At 68.8% G+C, this 17351-nt stretch carries 14 protein-coding genes; 12 read left to right on the plus strand and 2 right to left on the minus strand.

All coding sequences use genetic code 11. From position 1 onward, the window contains the following. Positions 1-48: 48 nt before the first annotated feature. The 11 genes from B2J86_RS05395 to B2J86_RS05445 all read left to right on the plus strand — a co-directional run bounded on the left by B2J86_RS05395 (position 49) and on the right by B2J86_RS05445 (position 13525). Entirely contained in the window at positions 49-900 is an 852-nt protein-coding gene (locus B2J86_RS05395) for a TatD family hydrolase (RefSeq protein WP_169167550.1), read from the plus strand. Between the two features lie 72 nt (positions 901-972). Next, complete coding sequence (locus B2J86_RS05400) at positions 973-1512, plus strand: DNA-deoxyinosine glycosylase (protein ID WP_173024908.1); 540 nt, start codon at positions 973-975, stop codon at positions 1510-1512. Between the two features lie 11 nt (positions 1513-1523). Then, positions 1524-2309, plus strand: a complete 786-nt coding sequence (locus B2J86_RS05405) for a spermidine synthase (RefSeq protein WP_169167552.1) — start codon at positions 1524-1526, stop codon at positions 2307-2309. A gap of 34 nt (positions 2310-2343) precedes the next feature. Beyond that, positions 2344-4137 (plus strand): GspE/PulE family protein, encoded by a 1794-nt coding sequence (locus tag B2J86_RS05410; RefSeq protein ID WP_169167553.1) that lies wholly within the window; start codon positions 2344-2346, stop codon positions 4135-4137. 114 nt (positions 4138-4251) lie between these two features. After that, positions 4252-4740 (plus strand): tripartite tricarboxylate transporter TctB family protein, encoded by a 489-nt coding sequence (locus B2J86_RS05415; protein WP_169167554.1) that lies wholly within the window; start codon positions 4252-4254, stop codon positions 4738-4740. A 15-nt stretch (positions 4741-4755) separates the two neighbouring features. Then, positions 4756-6267, plus strand: coding sequence for a tripartite tricarboxylate transporter permease (locus tag B2J86_RS05420; RefSeq protein ID WP_169167555.1), 1512 nt, complete (start codon positions 4756-4758; stop codon positions 6265-6267). 134 nt (positions 6268-6401) lie between these two features. Then, entirely contained in the window at positions 6402-7700 is a 1299-nt protein-coding gene (locus B2J86_RS05425) for a DUF3422 family protein (RefSeq protein WP_173024909.1), read from the plus strand. Positions 7701-7753: 53 nt separating this feature from the next. Then, entirely contained in the window at positions 7754-8683 is a 930-nt protein-coding gene (locus tag B2J86_RS05430; protein ID WP_173024910.1) for a DMT family transporter, read from the plus strand. 65 nt (positions 8684-8748) lie between these two features. Beyond that, on the plus strand, positions 8749-9579 hold the full coding sequence (locus B2J86_RS05435) for an SDR family oxidoreductase (RefSeq protein ID WP_169167557.1): 831 nt from the start codon (positions 8749-8751) through the stop codon (positions 9577-9579). Positions 9580-9767: 188 nt separating this feature from the next. Further along, positions 9768-10865: a TRAP transporter substrate-binding protein gene (locus B2J86_RS05440; RefSeq protein ID WP_371736177.1), complete on the plus strand. Its 1098-nt coding sequence runs from the start codon at positions 9768-9770 to the stop codon at positions 10863-10865. Beyond that, positions 10862-13525: an EAL domain-containing protein gene (locus B2J86_RS05445; protein ID WP_169167558.1), complete on the plus strand. Its 2664-nt coding sequence runs from the start codon at positions 10862-10864 to the stop codon at positions 13523-13525. Before B2J86_RS05440 ends, B2J86_RS05445 begins: the two co-directional genes overlap by 4 nt. Positions 13526-13604: 79 nt before the next feature. Here the strand turns inward: B2J86_RS05445 and B2J86_RS05450 are convergent, their stop codons facing one another. Next, a complete protein-coding gene (locus B2J86_RS05450) occupies positions 13605-14504 on the minus strand; it encodes a DMT family transporter (RefSeq protein WP_173024911.1) in 900 nt (299 codons plus the stop codon). 93 nt (positions 14505-14597) lie between these two features. On the opposite strand from B2J86_RS05450, the gene B2J86_RS05455 reads away from it, so the two are divergent. Next, a complete protein-coding gene (locus B2J86_RS05455) occupies positions 14598-15584 on the plus strand; it encodes a quinone oxidoreductase (protein ID WP_169167560.1) in 987 nt (328 codons plus the stop codon). 64 nt (positions 15585-15648) lie between these two features. On the opposite strand, the gene B2J86_RS05460 is transcribed toward B2J86_RS05455, so the two are convergent. After that, positions 15649-17292 (minus strand): Na/Pi cotransporter family protein, encoded by a 1644-nt coding sequence (locus B2J86_RS05460; RefSeq protein WP_169167561.1) that lies wholly within the window; start codon positions 17290-17292, stop codon positions 15649-15651. Positions 17293-17351 lie beyond the last annotated feature (59 nt).

Raw genomic sequence — 17351 nt, forward strand, 5'->3', positions numbered from 1 at the left:
TGCATTCCCCGGGGCGGGAGAGACCGCGTTCTCGTGCATCATGGCCGAATGACCGCCTGGATCGACACCCATTGCCACCTGGACGCCCCCGAGTTCGACGCCGACCGCGACGTGGTGCGCCAGCAGGCCCGTGACCGTGGCGTGGTGCACTGCGTGATTCCGGCGGTGGCGCCCGGTAACTGGGCCGCCGTGCGGGAGCTAGCGAACCGGCACGGCGACAGCTATGCGCTGGGCATCCACCCGCTGTGTACGGGCACCGCCGCCGAAGACGATCTGGAGCGCCTGGCGCAGGAGCTGCAGCAGCACCGCGCGGACCCGCGTCTCGTTGCCATCGGTGAGATGGGCCTGGACTACTTTGTCAAAGGCCTCGATCCTGCGCGCCAGGAGCGCTTTTACCGCGCCCAGCTGCAGCTGGCGCGGCGCTTCGATCTGCCGGTGGTCCTGCACGTGCGCCGCTCGGCAGACCGGCTGCTCAAGGGCCTGCGCGAGGTGCCGGTGCAGGGCGGCATTGCGCACGCCTTCAACGGCAGCCTGCAGCAGGCGCGCGCCTTCATTGCGCTCGGCTTCAAGCTCGGCTTTGGCGGCGCATTGACGTTCGAGCGCGCGCTGCAGCTGCGCCGCCTGGCCACCGAGCTGCCGCCCGAAGCGCTGGTGCTCGAGACCGACTCGCCCGACATGCCGCCGCACTGGATCTACCGCACCGCCGCCGAGCGCGCCTTTGGCGCGCCCCAGGGCCGCAACGCCCCGGCCGAGCTGCCGCGCATCGCGCAGCAACTGGCCGGCTTGCGCGGCATGCCATTGGCTGCGCTGGCGCAGCAGACCGGCGCCAATGCGCTGGCGGCGCTGCCGCGCTTGCAGGGGCGGTTTGAAATATCGGTGAAAAGTGCCTCTAACGCATGATGGGCAAGCGCTTGTAGCTATGAATAATGTAGTTTCCTCGGTCCAGCCCACCCGTAAAAAAGGCCACGCTCCATGACTTTTTCCGCTTCCGCTCCTGGGGCGCCCGCTGCCGCGTCCCGGCTGGTCGGCCTGGCGCCCGTGGTCGGTGCCGGCACCGTGCTGCTGGTGCTGGGCAGCTTTCCGGGCGCGGCCTCGCTGCGCGCGCAGCAGTACTACGGGCATCCGCAAAACCATTTCTGGTGCATCCTGCAGGCGCTGTGGCCCCAGCACCCGATGCCCGGCCGCGCCGATTACTCCGGTCGCTGCGGCTGGCTGCTGGCACGCGGCCTGGGCCTGTGGGATGTGTACGGCGCCTGCGAGCGCGAAGGCAGCCTCGATGCGCAGATCCGCCATGCCGAGGTCAACGATTTCGCCGCATTGCGCGTGCGCTGCCCGCGCCTGGCGGCCATCGCCCACAATGGCGGCGAGAGCTTCAAGCACGCGCGCGCCACGGCGGCGCTGGGCGTGCCGGTGTACAAGCTCCCTTCCACCAGCCCCGCGAATGCATCGTGGAGCTTCGAGCGCAAGCGCCAGGCCTGGGCCGAGGTCATGGCGGCGCACGGACTGCTTTGAATCGAGAACGAATGGCCCGCAGCAAAAAAATTTCTTCCTCCCCTTCTTCCGACCCCGCCGAACTGCCCGAAGTCACCGTCTCCGACGACGGCGAGGTGCGCCACCTGCACCTGGGCACGCCCTGGATCCAGGGCTCCATGCGCGTCAAGGAGCCGTTCGAGATCGAACTCGAATACGTGCAGCGCATGATGGCCTGGCTGCTGTTTGTCGAGCCTGCCAGCGTGGCCGAGCGCCATGCCATGCAGCTGGGCCTGGGCGCAGGCGCGATCACCAAGTTCTGCCACAAGAAGCTGCGCATGTGCAGCACCGCCATCGAACTGAACCCGCAGGTGCTGGCGGTGTGCCGCTCGTGGTTCAAGCTGCCGCCCGACGGCCCCACGCTGCGCGTGGTGCTGGCCGATGCCGCGCAGGAGGTGCGCAATCCGATGTGGCACGGCACGGTCGATGCGCTGGCGGTCGACCTGTACGACCACAACGCGGCCGCGCCGGTGCTCGACAGCGCAGAGTTCTATGCCGACTGCCGCGCCTTGCTCAGCGACGACGGCGCCATGACGGTGAACCTGTTTGGCCGCGCGGCGAGCTACGGCGAGAGCCTCGAAAAGATGGCCACCGTGTTTGGCGAAGACGCGCTCTGGACCTTCAAGCCCACGCGCGAGGGCAACACCGTGGTGCTCGCGCAGCGTACGCCCACGCACCCCAAGCGCGCCGAGCTGCAGGTGCGCGCCGAAGCCATCCAGGCACGCTGGGACCTGCCGGCCGCCAAGTGGATGCGCGTGTTCAAGCCCGTGGCCGGCTGATGCCGGGGTGGCCCTTCCATTTTCCGGACCTCCGATGACCTCTGCCCACGCTCCCCTGCAGGCTGCAGCTGCGCCTTCTTTTGCCGGGGCGCTGGACTGGCGCCGCATCGTCGACTGGCTGCACGCCGACGGCGTGATCGCCCCCGAGGAGGCGCAGCGCACCGTGGCGCGCTGCGCGCAGGCCGAGAGCCGCCAGCACCCGCTGGTGCGCCTGGCCAGCGTGGCCATGGCGCGCGCCAGCGACGGCAAGCCGCTCGATACCGAGATGCTGACCGAGTACCTCGCGCAGCGCTGCGGCCTGGCCTACCTGCGCATAGACCCGCTCAAGGTGGACGTCGGCAAGGTCGCCGACACCATGAGTGCCAGCTACGCCGAGCGCCACAAGGTGCTGCCGGTGCAGGTCACGGCGCAGGAGGTGGTGGTGGCCACGGCCGAGCCCTTCGTCACCGACTGGGTGGCCGAGGTCGAGCGCCAGGCGCGCCGCCCGGTGCGCCGCGTGCTGGCCAACCCACAGGACATCCAGCGCTACACGGTGGAATTTTTTGCGCTCGCCAAGTCCGTGCGCGCAGCGCAAAAGGCCGGCGGCAGCGCCGGCGCGAGCAGCTTCGAGCAGCTTGTCGAGCTCGGCAAGACGCACAAGCAGCTCGACGCCAACGACCAGGGTGTCGTCAAGGTGGTCGACTGGCTGTGGCAGTACGCGTTCGACCAGCGCGCCAGCGACATCCACCTCGAGCCCCGGCGCGAGCAGGGCGTGATCCGCTTTCGCATCGACGGCGTGCTGCACCCGGTCTATCAGATGCCGATGGGCGTGATGAGCGCCATGGTGGCGCGCATCAAGCTGCTCGGGCGCATGGACGTGGTCGAAAAGCGCCGGCCGCAGGACGGCCGCATCAAGACGCGCAACCCGCGCGGCGACGAGGTGGAGATGCGCCTGTCCACGCTGCCCACGGCCTTCGGCGAGAAGATGGTGATGCGCATCTTCGACCCCGACACGGCGCTCAAGGACCTCGATGCGCTGGGCTTCTCGCCGCACGACTCGCAGCGCTGGGAGGCGCTTATCGCGCGCCCGCACGGCATCATTTTGGTGACCGGGCCCACGGGCTCGGGCAAGACCACCACGCTGTACTCCACGCTCAAGCGCGTGGCAACCGAAGAGGTCAACGTCAGCACCGTCGAAGACCCGATCGAGATGATCGAGCCGAGCTTCAACCAGACGCAGGTGCAGCCGCAGCTCGACTTCAGCTTCTCCGAGGGCGTGCGCGCCCTCATGCGCCAGGACCCCGACATCATCATGGTCGGCGAGATCCGAGACCTGCCGACGGCCGAGATGGCGGTGCAGGCTGCGCTCACCGGCCACCTGGTGTTCTCGACGCTGCACACCAACGACGCGCCCAGCGCCGTCACGCGGCTGATGGAGCTGGGCGTACCCAACTACCTGATCAACGCGACGCTGCTCGGCGTGCTGGCGCAGCGCCTGGTGCGCACGCTGTGCAAACAGTGCAAGCAGCCCGACCCCGAGGCCTCGGCCCAGGTGCTGGCCGAAGCCGTCAAGCCCTGGAAGCTTTCCGGCGAATACCGGCCCTTCAAGGCCGTCGGCTGCGTGGACTGCCGCATGACGGGGTTCCGCGGCCGCATGGGGCTGTACGAACTGCTCACGGTGAGCGAGGCGCTCAAGGACGGCATCACGCGCGAGCCGTCGATCGACGCGCTGCGTCGCCAGGCCGTGCACGATGGCATGCGCCCGCTGCGCATGGCCGGCGCGCTGCGCGTGGCGCAGGGGCTGACCACGCTCGACGAGGTCATTGCGGCCACGCCGCCGCCCCAGTGAGAGGTGTTTCCTAGGGTAAACGCTTAGGCCACCTGTAGGTGGAATCCACATCGAAAGTGCCCCCAATCGAACGCAAAATCGTTCGCTTGTGATTTCCTTCTGGGGGACATTTTTGTGAAAATCAAGAGTCAAAAAGACTTCTTTTCCGGCCTCATGTTCATGGGCGTCGGAGGGGCTTTTGCCATAGGTGCCACCACCTATAACGTCGGCTCGGGCGCCCGCATGGGACCCGGCTACTTTCCGCTGATCCTGGGCATCCTGCTGGCCATCCTGGGGGTGATCATCACCTTCAAGGCGACCGTGGTGGAAACCGAGGACGGCGACAAGGTGGGCAAGTGGGCATGGAAGCAGATCTTCTTCATCCTGGCCTCCAACTTCGCCTTCGGCATCCTGTTGGCCGGTTTGCCAAGCATCGGTGTTCCCGCCATGGGCCTGATCGTCGCCATCTACGGCCTGACGTTCATCGCCAGCCTGGCGGGTGACCAGTTCCATGCCAAGTCGGTGTTCGTTCTCGCCACCGTTTTGGCGATTGGTAGTTACGTGGCTTTCGTGTGGGCACTGAAATTGCAGTTCCCCGTGTGGCCTAGCTTCATTTCGGGTTAAGCGAGAGTACCGACCATGGAATTGTTTGATCACTTGGCGATGGGCTTCGGCGTCGCCTTCACGTTTCAGAACCTCATCTACTGCTTCATCGGCTGCCTGCTGGGCACGCTGATCGGCGTGCTGCCCGGCATCGGCCCGGTAGCCACCATCGCCATGCTGCTGCCCGCGACCTACGCGCTGCCCCCGGTGGCCGCGCTGATCATGCTGGCTGGTATCTACTACGGCGCGCAATACGGTGGCTCGACCACCGCCATCCTGGTGAACCTGCCAGGCGAGTCTTCGTCGGTGGTGACCGTGATCGACGGCTACCAGATGGCGCGCAAGGGCCGGGCAGGGCCGGCGCTGGCGGCAGCGGGCATGGGCTCGTTCTTTGCCGGTTGCGTGGGCACGCTGATCCTGGCCGCATTTGCGCCGCCGCTGACCGAAATCGCCTTCAAGTTCGGCCCGGCCGAATACTTCTCGCTGATGACCCTGGGCCTGATCGGCGCCGTGGTGCTGGCCTCGGGCTCGCTGCTCAAGGCCGTGGCCATGATCGTGCTCGGCCTGCTGCTGGGCCTGGTCGGCACCGACGTGAACTCGGGCGTGGCCCGCTACAGCTTCGACATCCCTGAGCTGACCGACGGCCTGAACTTCGTCGTGATCGCCATGGGCGTGTTCGGCTACGGCGAAATCATCGCCAACCTGTCCAAGCCCGAAGACGAACGCGAAGTGTTCACCGCCAAGGTGCAGGGCCTGATGCCGACCAAGGAAGACTTCAAGCGCATGATCCCCGCCGTGCTGCGCGGCACCGCGCTGGGCTCGGCCCTGGGTATCCTGCCCGGTGGCGGTGCGCTGCTGTCGGCTTTTGCCGCCTACACGATCGAGAAGAAGACCAAGCTGCGTGCCGGCGAGGTGCCGTTCGGCCAGGGCAACATCCGCGGCGTGGCCGCGCCTGAAGCCGCCAACAACGCGGGTGCGCAAACCTCCTTCATCCCGCTGCTGACGCTGGGCATTCCGCCCAACGCCGTGATGGCGCTGATGGTGGGCGCGATGACCATCCACAACATCCAGCCTGGCCCCCAGGTGATGACCAGCAACCCCGAGCTGTTCTGGGGCCTGATCGCCTCGATGTGGCTCGGCAATGCGATGCTGATCATCCTGAACCTGCCGCTGATCGGCATCTGGATCAAGCTGCTGACCGTGCCTTACCGCTGGCTGTTCCCGTCCATCGTGCTGTTCTGCGCGGTGGGGGTGTATGGCACCAACAACAACACGTTCGACGTGTGGCTGGTGGGCATCTTCGGTCTGGTGGGCTACATCTTCCACAAGCTCGGCACTGAGCCTGCGCCGCTGCTGCTGGGCTTCATCCTGGGGCCGATGATGGAAGAGAACCTGCGCCGCGCGCTGCTGCTCTCGCGCGGTGACTGGAGCGTGTTCGTGACGCGTCCGATCTCCGCCGGCATGCTGGTGGCCGCCGTGATCCTGCTGATCATCGTGCTGCTGCCCGCAGTGAAGAACAAGCGCGAGGAAGCCTTCGTCGAGGACTGACGCAGGCGGGCATGGCCCGTGCACACACAACGGCACCTTCGGGTGCCGTTTTTTTTTGCCGCGCCGGGTGCGCTCGGTTCGCCTGCGGGGCCGGAGAACGCCGCCACAATAGCGGGCTCTACAGGTCTCTGCCCATGCCCCTTGCCCTGACGCCACCGCAGCACCCCCAGCGGGTGCTGTTGCACAACGAAATCCATGCGCGCCCCCCCGAGTCGATGGCCGCGCCTTTGGCCATCGCGCACATCGTCATGCTGGCCGATGCGGCGGGGCGCGAGGCCAGCCGTGCCCACCTGGCGGCGCTGCTGCGCGAGCGCCACCTGGCCTTGCCCGATGCGCACACCACGCACCTGCGCATGGACCTGGGCGCTTTCCGCCTGCGCTGGGAACTGCACACCGAGTTCGTGACCTGGACCTTCATGGTGCCCACGCAGGCCGAGGGCTTTGGCGAACGCGAGCCCGTGGGCGCCGCCGCCGCCGTGCCGCGCGAATGGCTGGCTGCGCTGCCGGGGCAGTGCCTGTGCAGCCTGAACCTGTGGGTGCTGTCCACCCAGGCCTTTGGCGCGGGCGCGCTGGTGCCCCAGGTGCTGCACGAGGACACCCTGGTGGCCTCGACCGTGGCCGACGGCCACGGCGAGGTCTACACCGACTTCGCGCTCCACCCTGACGGCTCTTCGCGCATGGTGCTGCTGGCCGGCCGCATGGCGCCGCGGCGCCTGGGCCGGCTGGTGCAGCGCCTGCTCGAGGTCGAGACCTACCGCATGGCCGCGCTGCTGGGCCTGCCCGCCGCGCGCGGCGCCGCCGCCGAGCTGGCCAGCGCCGAGCGCGAGCTGGCCGAGCTGGCCGACGCCATCCGCACCGCCAACCGCCATGCCGAGCCGGCGCTGCTGGACCGGCTCACGCGCCTGGCCGGCCAGGTCGAGAGCCAGTACGCGGCCACGCATTCGCGCTTTTCGGCCAGCAAGGCGTATTTCGAACTGGTCGACCTGCGCATTGCCGACCTGGCCGAATCGCGCCTGGCGGGCCTGCAGACCATCCGCGAGTTCATGGACCGGCGCCTGAGCCCCGCGCGCAGCACCTGCGAGTGGGCGGCGCGGCGCCAGGAGGCGCTGTCGCAGCGCGTCTCGCGCATGAGCAACCTGCTGCGCACGCGCGTCGAGATCGAGCAGCAGCAAAGCAGCCAGGCGCTGCTGGCCACCATGAACCAGCGCCAGGGGCTGCAGCTGCAGCTGCAGTCCACCGTCGAGGGGCTGTCGGTGGCGGCCATCACCTATTACATCGTCGGGCTGGTGAGCTACTTGGCCAAGGGCGCGCAGCCGCTGGGCTGGCCGCTGGCGCCGGAGACCACGGCCGCCATCGCCATTCCGGTGGTGGCGCTCGCCGTGTGGGGGTCGCTGCGCCGGCTGCACCAGCGCATGTTCTCTCCGGGAGCATGAGGCGGCATCGCCCGCCGTTGCCCGCCATCGCCTTTCAGGAATAAGTATCAAAAGTGCCTTCAACGCAAGCCAGTCAAGCGCCAGCAGCTAGCAAAAATGTAGTTGTCGGCATCACCCTCGCGGTGCTCGGGGCCATCGCCTTCAGTGGCAAGGCCATCATCGTCAAGCTCGCCTACCGCCACGGCGTGGACGCGGTCACGCTGATCATGTACCGCATGCTGTTTGCCCTGCCGATCTTTGCGGCCATGGCCTGGTGGGCCAGCCGGGGCAAGCCGCCGCTCTCGAGCAGGGACTGGTGGGGGGTGCTGGGCCTGGGGGTGTCGGGCTACTACCTGGCGAGCTTTCTCGACTTTGCCGGCCTGGCCTATATCAGCGCCAGCCTCGAGCGCCTGATTCTGTACCTCAACCCGACCATCGTCATGGGGCTGGGCTGGCTGCTGTACGGCCGCACCATCCGCTGGCAGCAGGTGCTGGGCACGGCCATCAGCTACTGCGGCGTGGTGCTGGTGTTCGGGCAGGAGTCACAGGGCCAGGGCGCGAACGCCGCCTGGGGCGCACTGCTGGTGTTCCTGAGCGCGGTGAGCTACGCGATCTACATGGTCTACAGCGGCGAGATGGTGCAGCGCCTGGGCGCGCTGCGCCTGGTGGGGCTGGCCACCACGGTGGCGTGCCTGTGCTGCCTGCTGCAGTTCGCATTGCTGCGGCCGCTGTCGGCCGCGCTGGTGGCGCCCGAGGTGGTGTGGCTGTCGGTGCTCAACGCCACACTGTGCACCGCCGCGCCGGTGCTGATGGTGATGATGGCGATCGAGCGCATCGGGGCCAGCGCCGCCGCGCAGACCGGCATGGTCGGTCCGATGTCGACCATCCTGATGGGCGTGTGGCTGCTGGGCGAGCCTTTCACCGCCTGGGTGGCGGCCGGCACGGCGCTGGTGATCGCCGGAATTTTTGTCTTCTCGCGCACGGCGCGCCGGCCGCAGGCCTGAGCGAGCGGCGTGCCGCGAGAGGGGAGTGGAACGCTGGCGCTGCCAGCCTATGAACGGAGGAATGTATGGATCTGGGAATTGCAGGCAAATGGGCGCTGGTCTGCGGCGCCAGCAAAGGGTTGGGGCTGGGCTGCGCGCAGGCGCTGGTGCGCGAGGGCGTGAACCTGGTCGTCAATGCGCGCCAGGCCGGGGCATTGTCCGCAGCTGCTTCTGATTTGAGAGCTATGGGCGCAGATGCAGCCAGCGCCAGAGGCCAAAAAGACCCGGCGCCGCTGGTGCTGAGCGTCGCCGCCGACATCACCACCGCCGAGGGCCGCGCCGCCGCCTTCAGCGTGCCCGGCGGACCGGGGCAGGGCTTTGACATCGTCGTCACCAACGCCGGCGGTCCGCCGCCGGGCGATTTCCGCGACTGGGACCGGGCGGCCTGGCTGCGTGCGCTGGACGCCAACATGCTCACGCCCATCGAGCTGATCCGCGCCACGGTGGATGGCATGGCGGCGCGCGGCTTTGGCCGCATCGTCAACATCACGTCGAGCGCGGTGAAGGCGCCCATCGACATCCTGGGCCTGTCCAACGGCGCGCGCAGCGGCCTGACGGGCTTCGTGGCGGGTGCGGCGCGCAGCAGCATCGCCGGCAAAGGCGTGACGCTCAACAACCTGCTGCCTGGCAAGTTCGACACCGACCGCCTGGCCGCGACGCTGCAGGCGGCCGCCGAGCGCTCGGGCCGCGCGGTCGATGCGGTGCGCCAGGCCCAGGAGGCGCAGATCCCGGCCGGCCGCTTTGGCCAGCCGCAGGAATTCGGCGCCATCTGCGCCTTCCTGTGCAGCGTGCACGCGGGCTACATCACGGGGCAGAACGTGTTGGCCGACGGTGGGGCCTACGCTGGCGCGTTCTGAGCCCAGAGGCGCCGGGCCGGCGCCTGCGCTGGATTCCACGGCGCAGGGGCACCGAGGTGCGGGCTCACCCCCATTCCCGGAGCTTCCACTTTTTTGTTACTCTGCGGCCCATAACGTCGCAACGTGTTAAACATGTGTCACTTTCGCCGCGGCCTCCGGTGCCGCGGGTGAGCACCCCGGAAACATCCATGCTGCTTCTGCCCCGCTTGCGAATGTCCTGGCTGCGCCACGCCGCGCTGTGCAGCGCCCTGATGCTGGCAGCGATGGGGGCCCCGGCGCAAGTGCCCGCGCCAGCGCCGGACGCCGCGGTGCTGCGCCTGCGCGTCGTGGGGGGGCTCGCGGGAGTCAACCAGTTCACGCGCTGGGAGCAGCCCTTCTGGACCCAGGAGCTCGCGCGCCTCAGTGGCGGGCGCTTCACCGCCGACATCGTGCCGTTCGACCGCGCCGGTGTTCCGGACGTCGAAATGCTGCGCCTGCTGCAGCTGGGCGTGGTGCCCTTTGGCACCATGCTCATGAGCGCCATGGCGACGCAGTACCCGCAGTACACCGCGCCCGACCTCGCAGGCCTGAACCCCGACATGGCCAGCCTGCGCGCCAGCGTAGCGGCCTTTCGCCCCTACCTTGAAAAGACGCTGCGCGAGCGCCATGGCGTGGAAGCGCTGGCCATCTACGTCTATCCCGCACAGGTGCTTTTTTGCAAGCGGCCGCTGACCGCGCTGGCTGACCTGGCGGGGCGGCGCACGCGCGTGTCGTCCACCACCCAGGCCGACTTCGTGGGCGCCGTGGGCGGTGTGGCGGTGCACACCAGCTTTGCCCAGATCGCCGGCGCGCTGCAGTCGGGCAACATCGAATGCGCCATCACGGGCACCACTTCGGGCCGCGCGGTGGGCCTGCACACGCTGACCAGCCACCTGTACGCCATGCCCTTGAACTGGGGCCTGGCCATTTTTGGTGCCAACCGCAACGCCTGGGATGCGCTGCCGCCCGAGCTGCGCGCTGTGCTGCGGCGCGAACTGCCGCGCCTGGAAGCGCGGATATGGCGCGAGTCCGAGCGTGAGACCACCGAGAGCCTGGCCTGCCACAGCGGCGCGCCCAGCTGCGCCAGCGCAGCCAAGGGGGCCATGGCGCTGGTGCCGGTGTCGGCCCAGGACGAGCGCCGCCGTGTCGAGATCTTCCGTGCCACCGTGCTGCCGCGCTGGCTGATGCGCTGCGCCGACGGGTGCGCGGACCTGTGGAAATACACCATCGGGGAGGCGCGGGGCATTGCGCTGCCCGCCACGCCGTGACGCCCCCCGCGCCCTCCCGGATCGGACCCACGGTGTCGGCCCTGGCCGGTGCCTTCTTGCTGGCGCTGGCGCTGGCGTCGGCGTCGCTGGTGTGGAAGACGCGGCAGGCCGAGCTGGGCGACAGCGAGGCGCAAGTCACCCGCTTCGTGGCGGGCGCCGAGGCCGCGCTCAACCGCTCCTTCCTGGCCATCGATGTGATGCTCGCGAGCACCGGCGACCTGCTGGGGCTGTCCCGCACCCAGGCCGAATGGATCCACTCCGGTGCCACCAGTGCGCTGCTGCGCGCCACCATGCGCCAGAACCTCATGGTGCGTTCGGTGACGCTGCTCAATGCGCGCGGCCAGGTGCTGGCCTCGTCGGACGCCGCGGGCGCCCGCCTGTCGCTGCGCCTGCCCGAGGGCTTTGTGGCCGAGGTGCTGGCGCCGCCCATGCCGACCCTGGTGGTCAGCGCCCCCGCGGTGAGCCTGGCCAGCGCGGAGCGGGTGCTGTATTTCGCCCGCTCCCTGCGCCTGGCCGACGGCGCCCGCGTGCTGGCGGTGGCCGAGGTGCCGACGGGCATGCTGGTGGCCGTGCTCACCCAGGGCGTGTCGATTGACGGCATGGAGGTGGCGCTCGAGCGCAGCAGCGGCCAGCTGCTGCTGGGCGTGCCCGATCCCGGCGACGCCCCGGCGCGTGCGCCTCCGCTGGCGCTCGCGGCCCAGGCGCCGCCGGCCTGGGACATGGCCGCCCGCCTGAGCGCCGCGCCGGCGCTGGTGGTCGCGCGGCCCCTCCTCTACCCGGACCTGTGGATTTCGGCCAGTCTCCCCGAGCAGGCGGCGCTGGCCAACTGGCAGACCGAGCGCACCGCCATCATCGCGGTGTCGCTGGCCTTTGGCCTCATGGTGTTGCTGGCCGCGGGCTTTGCGGTGGCCTACCTGCAGCGCACCACGGGCGCCCGGCTGGCCATCGCACAGTCCAAGGCCACGCTGGACCAGGCGCTCGAATCCATGGTCAGCGGCTTCGTGCTGCTCGATCCGCAGCACCGCGTGCTGCAGTGGAACCACCGCTTTGAGGAAATCTTCACCTGGCTGGCCGGCATGATGGCGCCGCAACTGCCGTTCCGCGCGGTGCTCGAGGCCACCGTGCGCCACCACCTGCCCGGCGCCAGTGCGGCCGAGCAGCAGCGCTGGGTGGAGCAGCGGCTGGCCGCGCAGCGCGTTCTCTCGGGGCCCCTGGAGCAGAACCTGCCCAATGGCCGCTGCATCCAGATCACCGAACGCGCCACGCCCGAGGGCGGGCTCGTGATCACCTACCACGATGTCACGGACCTGCGCCGTGCCAGCGCCGAAATCGAAAGCCTGGCCTTCTACGACCCGCTCACCGGCCTGCCCAACCGGCGCCTGCTGCTCGACCGCCTGGGACAGGCCACGGTGAATGCCGCGCGCTCGGGGCAGTTGGGCGCGGTGCTGTTCCTCGACCTCGACCATTTCAAGGTGCTCAACGACACCCAGGGCCACGAGGTGGGCGACCAGCTGCTGCTGCAGGTGGCCATGCGCATCCAGACCGCGCTGCGCGAGTCCGACACCGTGGCGCGGCTGGGCGGCGACGAGTTCGTGGTCATGCTCACCGAGCTGTCGGCCCACAGCGGCGAGGCCGCGGCGCAGGCGCAGCGGGTCGGCGAGAAGGTGCTGCTGAGCCTGGGGCGGCCTTACACGCTGGGCACGCATTCGCACCATGGCACCTGCAGCATCGGCGCCACGCTGTTTGGCCACGCCGAGCAGTCGGCCGCCGAGCTGCTCAAGCAGGCGGACATCGCGATGTACCAGGTCAAGGCGCAGCGCGGCAACGGGCTGTGCTTTTTCGACCCGCAGATGCAGACCCTGATCAGCGAGCGCGCCCAGCTCGAGGCCGACCTGCAGCTGGCGATCGAGCGCGACCAGCTGGCGCTGCACTACCAGCCGCAGTTCACGCTCGACGGCCGCATCGTCGGCGCCGAGGCGCTGCTGCGTTGGCAGCACCCGCGCCGCGGCATGGTCTCGCCGGCGGAATTCATTCCGGTGGCCGAAGACAGCGACCTGATCGTAGCGCTCGGCGACTGGGTGCTGCGCACCGCCTGCCAGCAGCTGGCGGCGTGGCAGGGCGATGCACGGCTGTGTCAGGTGCAGGTGGCGGTGAACGTGAGCGCGCGCCAGTTTCGCCAGCCCGGCTTTGCCCAGCAGGTCATCGGCGCGATGCAGAAGGCCGGCATCCGGCCGCACCTGCTGCAGCTGGAGCTGACCGAATCGCTGGTGCTCGACAACGTGGACGACACCATTGCCAAGATGCACCTGCTGCGCACCAAAGGCGTGCGCTTCTCGGTCGATGACTTCGGCACTGGGCAGTCGTCGCTCGCCTACCTTACGCGGCTGCCGCTGCACGAACTCAAGATCGACCAGTCGTTCGTGCGCAACCTGGGCGTGCGCCCCAACGACGATGTCATCGTGCAGACCATCATCGGCATGGCGGGCAACCTGGGGCTGGAGGTCATTGCCGAGGGCGTGGAGACCACGGCGCAAAAGGACTTCCTGGCGCGCTACGGCTGCAGGCTGTTCCAGGGCTACCTGCTGGGCCGGCCGACGCCGGTACAGGACTTCGAAGCGCTGCTGCTGGCGCCGCGCCGTGCCGGCGCCGAAAACAACTAAATTGATAGCTGTCAGCGCTGACGGGGTAAGCGTTTTGGCCGTTTTTGGTGTGTAAGCAGGCTGCGTGCGCAGGGTGTCCTCAGCGCCGCGAAGACACCACGATCCCGCCGACGATCAGCGCAAAGGCCACGGCATGGTAAGCGTGGGGCAACTCGCCCAGAAAGGCCGCCGACAGCAGCGCCGCAAACAGCGGCGTGAGGTTGGCAAAAAACCCCGCCACGGCCGGTCCCACGCGCTGCACGCCCATGCCCCAGCAGCGGTACGCCACGATGGCCGGCCCAACGGCGATGTAGGCCAGTGCCAGCGCCAGCGGCCAGCCCCAGGCGATGTGGTGCGCGCCCAGCGCCCATTCGCCGCCTGCCATCAGGCCCGACCAGCCCAGGCCGAACACCATTTGCGCCATCAGGAATGCGGCCCAGTCACCGCGCACGCCGGCCGGCCCGACCGTGCGCACCAGCAGCCAGCTGTAGAGCGACCACGACAGCGTGGCCAGCAGCATGAACAGGTCGCCCGGCACCAGGCGCAGCGCCAGCAGGGCGCTCCACTGGCCGTGGTTGAGCACGCACAGCACGCCAGCCATCGACAGCGCAGCGCCCAGCAGCTGGCGCCGCGTCACGGCCACGCCGAAGAACAGGGCGCCCAGCACCAGCATCCACAGCGGCATGCTGGAGCCGACCAGCGTCACGTTCAGCGGCGATGAGGTCTGCAGCGCCAGGTACTGCAGCGCGTTGTACAGGCCCACGCCGAGCAGGCCCAGCAGCGCATAGCGGCGCCAGTGCGGCCACAACGGGCTGCCGGCGCGTAGCACGCCATGGGCCAGCGGAAGCAGCAGGGCGAACGCCAGCGCCCAGCGCAGGAAGTTGAGCGTGATCGGCGGCACCAGCTCGTGCACCAGCCGCCCCACCACGGCGTTGCCTGCCCACAGCAGCGGCGCCAGGGTCAGCAGCGCGGCCGTGCCAGGTGTGATTTTTTGTGTCATCGCATCACTGTAGCGGCGCGCTGCGGGGCAAGGCTTGCAGAAACATGGCAGGATGCAGGCCCGTTTTCACCCGTGTCCTGGAGACCATTTCCCATGAGCCTTGCCATCCAGATCCGCCAGCACGGCGGCCCCGAAGAACTGCAGATCGTCGATGTGGCCGTGGGCGAGCCCGGCCCCGGCGAGGTGCGCATCCGCCACCATGCCGTGGGCCTGAACTTCATCGACGTCTACCACCGCACGGGGCTGTACCCGCTGTCCATGCCGGCGACCATCGGCATGGAAGCTGCGGGTGTGATCGAGGCCGTGGGCGAGGGCGTCACGCACCTGCGCGTGGGCGACCGCGCGGCCTACGCCAGCAACCCGCCCGGCAGCTACTGCGAGGTGCGCGTGATGCCCGCGCGCTGCGTGTGCCAGCTGCCCGACAGCATCGGCTTCGAGACCGGCGCCGCCATGATGCTCAAGGGCCTGACGGCGCAGTACCTGCTGCTCAAGGCGCGGCCGGTCGAGGGCCTGGTGCCCGGCGACTTCGTGCTGTTCCATGCGGCCGCCGGCGGTGTCGGCCTGATCGCCTGCCAGTGGGCGCGGGCGCTGGGCCTGCAGCTGATCGCCACCGCGGGCAGCGAGGCCAAATGCCAGCTGGCGCTGGCCAACGGCGCGGCGCACGCGATCAACTACCGCACCGAGGACTTTGCCGCGCGCGTCAAGGAGATCACCGCCGGCCAGGGCGTCAAGGTTGTGTACGACTCGGTGGGCAAGGACACTTGGGACAAATCGCTCGACTGCCTGCGCCCGTTCGGCCTGATGGCCAGTTTTGGCAACGCCTCGGGTCCGGTGCCGCCGTTTGCGCCCGGCATGCTGGGCGCCAAGGGCTCGCTCTATGTCACGCGCCAGACGCTGTTCACCCACATCGCCACGCGCGAGAGCACGCAGGCCATGGCCGATGCGCTGTTTGCCGTGGTGCAGAGCGGGCAGGTGAAGATCCACATCGACCAGCGCTACCCGCTGCAAGAGGTGCAGCAGGCGCACCGCGACCTGGAGGCGCGCAAGACCACGGGTTCGACGATCCTGACGCTGTCCTGAGATGGCCGGTGCGGCACGAGGGCGCTGCACCCCCTTGGGCCGCCGCCTCCGCAGCGGCCCGAGTTCAGGCCGATCCGCGCAGGCGGCTGGGCGCCAGCGAGCCGCTTTGCTCGAGGATGGGGTAAGCGATCGAGCACAACAGCGAGTTGATGCGCTTGAAGTCGCTGATCAGGTCGATGTGCAGCGCGCTGGTCTCGATGCTGGGCACGGAATTGATCGACAGGCGCGCCAGGTGCGTGGCCGCATAGGCGCGTTCGAGCTCGCGGAAGTGCGTCTTTTCCTCGATCAGGCGCTTGGCGTCGCGCTCGTTGCTGTTAAGGAAGACGCTCATCGCTAGGCGCAGGTTGTCCAGCAGGCGCGCGTGCAGCTCGTTGATCTCCTGCATGCCGGGCTCCGAGAACTTCAGCCCCTTCTTGATCTTCTTGTCCTCGATGTCGATCAGCACGCGCTCGATGATGTCGGCGACCTGCTCCATGTTGATCGTGAAGCCGATGATGTCGGCCCAGCGCCGTCCCTCGCGCTCGTCCAGCGCCTCGCGCGGGATCTTGGTCATGTAGTACTTGATGGCCGAATACAGGCCGTCAACCTGGTCGTCGAGGCGGCGCAGGTCTTGCGAGAGCTTGAGGTCGTTGGAGCGGATGACGGTGTGGATGCCCTGCAGCATGGTCTCGACCACGTCCGCCTGGTGCAGTGCCTCCCGCGCGGCGCACGAAATGGCCAGCGACGGCGTGGCCAGCGCCGAGGGGTCGAGGTGGTGCGGGCGCGTGTCGGTGGCATGGGCCTCGTCGGCGGGCAGCAGGCGCGCCACCAGGCGTGCCACCGGTCCGGTCAGGCCGATGCAGACCATGGCCATCACGGTGTTGAAGGCCAGGTGGAACAGCACGACCAGCGCGGCATCGTTGGCCACATGGGGGCGAACGTACTGCATCCAGGGCGTGACCAGCGGCGTCATGATCAGCACCCCCGCGATCTTGAACAAGAGGTTGCCCAGCGGCACCTGGCGCGTGGCCACGTTGGCGCGCAGCGTGGTCAGCACGGCCAGCAGGCCGCTGCCCAGGTTGGCGCCCAGCACCAGCCCCAGCGCCACCACCACCGGGATGCCGCCCGAGCCGACCAGCGTCGCCGTCAGCAGTACGGTGGCGAGGCTCGAATACGACACCAGCGCCAGCACGGCGCCCATGGTGATCTCGAGCAGCGGGTCGCTCGTCAGGGCGCCCAGAATGGCGCGCACCGTCTCCGACTGCGTCAGCACCGTCGTGGCCTCGGTGATCAGGCGCAGCGCCAGCAGCATCAGGCCCAGGCCGATCAGCACGCGCCCCATGCGCCCCACGGTGGCGTCCTGGCGCGGCACGTAGAGCACCACGCCGACAAAAATGAGCAGCGGCGACAGCCAGGACAGGTCGAGCGAGAACACCACCGCCATGATGCTGGTGCCCACGTCCGCCCCCAGCATCACGGCCAGCGCCGCCGGCAGCGCCATCAGGCCCTGGCCGACGAACGAAGAGACGATGAGCGCTGTCGCCGTGGCCGACTGCACGACGGCCGTGACCCCGACCCCCGACAGCGCCGCCGTCAGCGGCGTGCGCACACTGCGTGCAATGATCTGGCGAAGGCTCGCACCAAACACCCGCAAGATGCCGGTGCGCACGAGTTGGGTGCCCCACACCAGCAGGGCGATGGCGGCTAAGAGATTGAGTAGGTGCTTCATGAAGTGAGCCGGACACTATAACGGCGCCACTCCAACTTGTACCAGACTGTATGCAATAG

Source organism: Acidovorax sp. SRB_14 (genome assembly GCF_012932145.1).
Classification (GTDB): domain Bacteria; phylum Pseudomonadota; class Gammaproteobacteria; order Burkholderiales; family Burkholderiaceae_C; genus Simplicispira.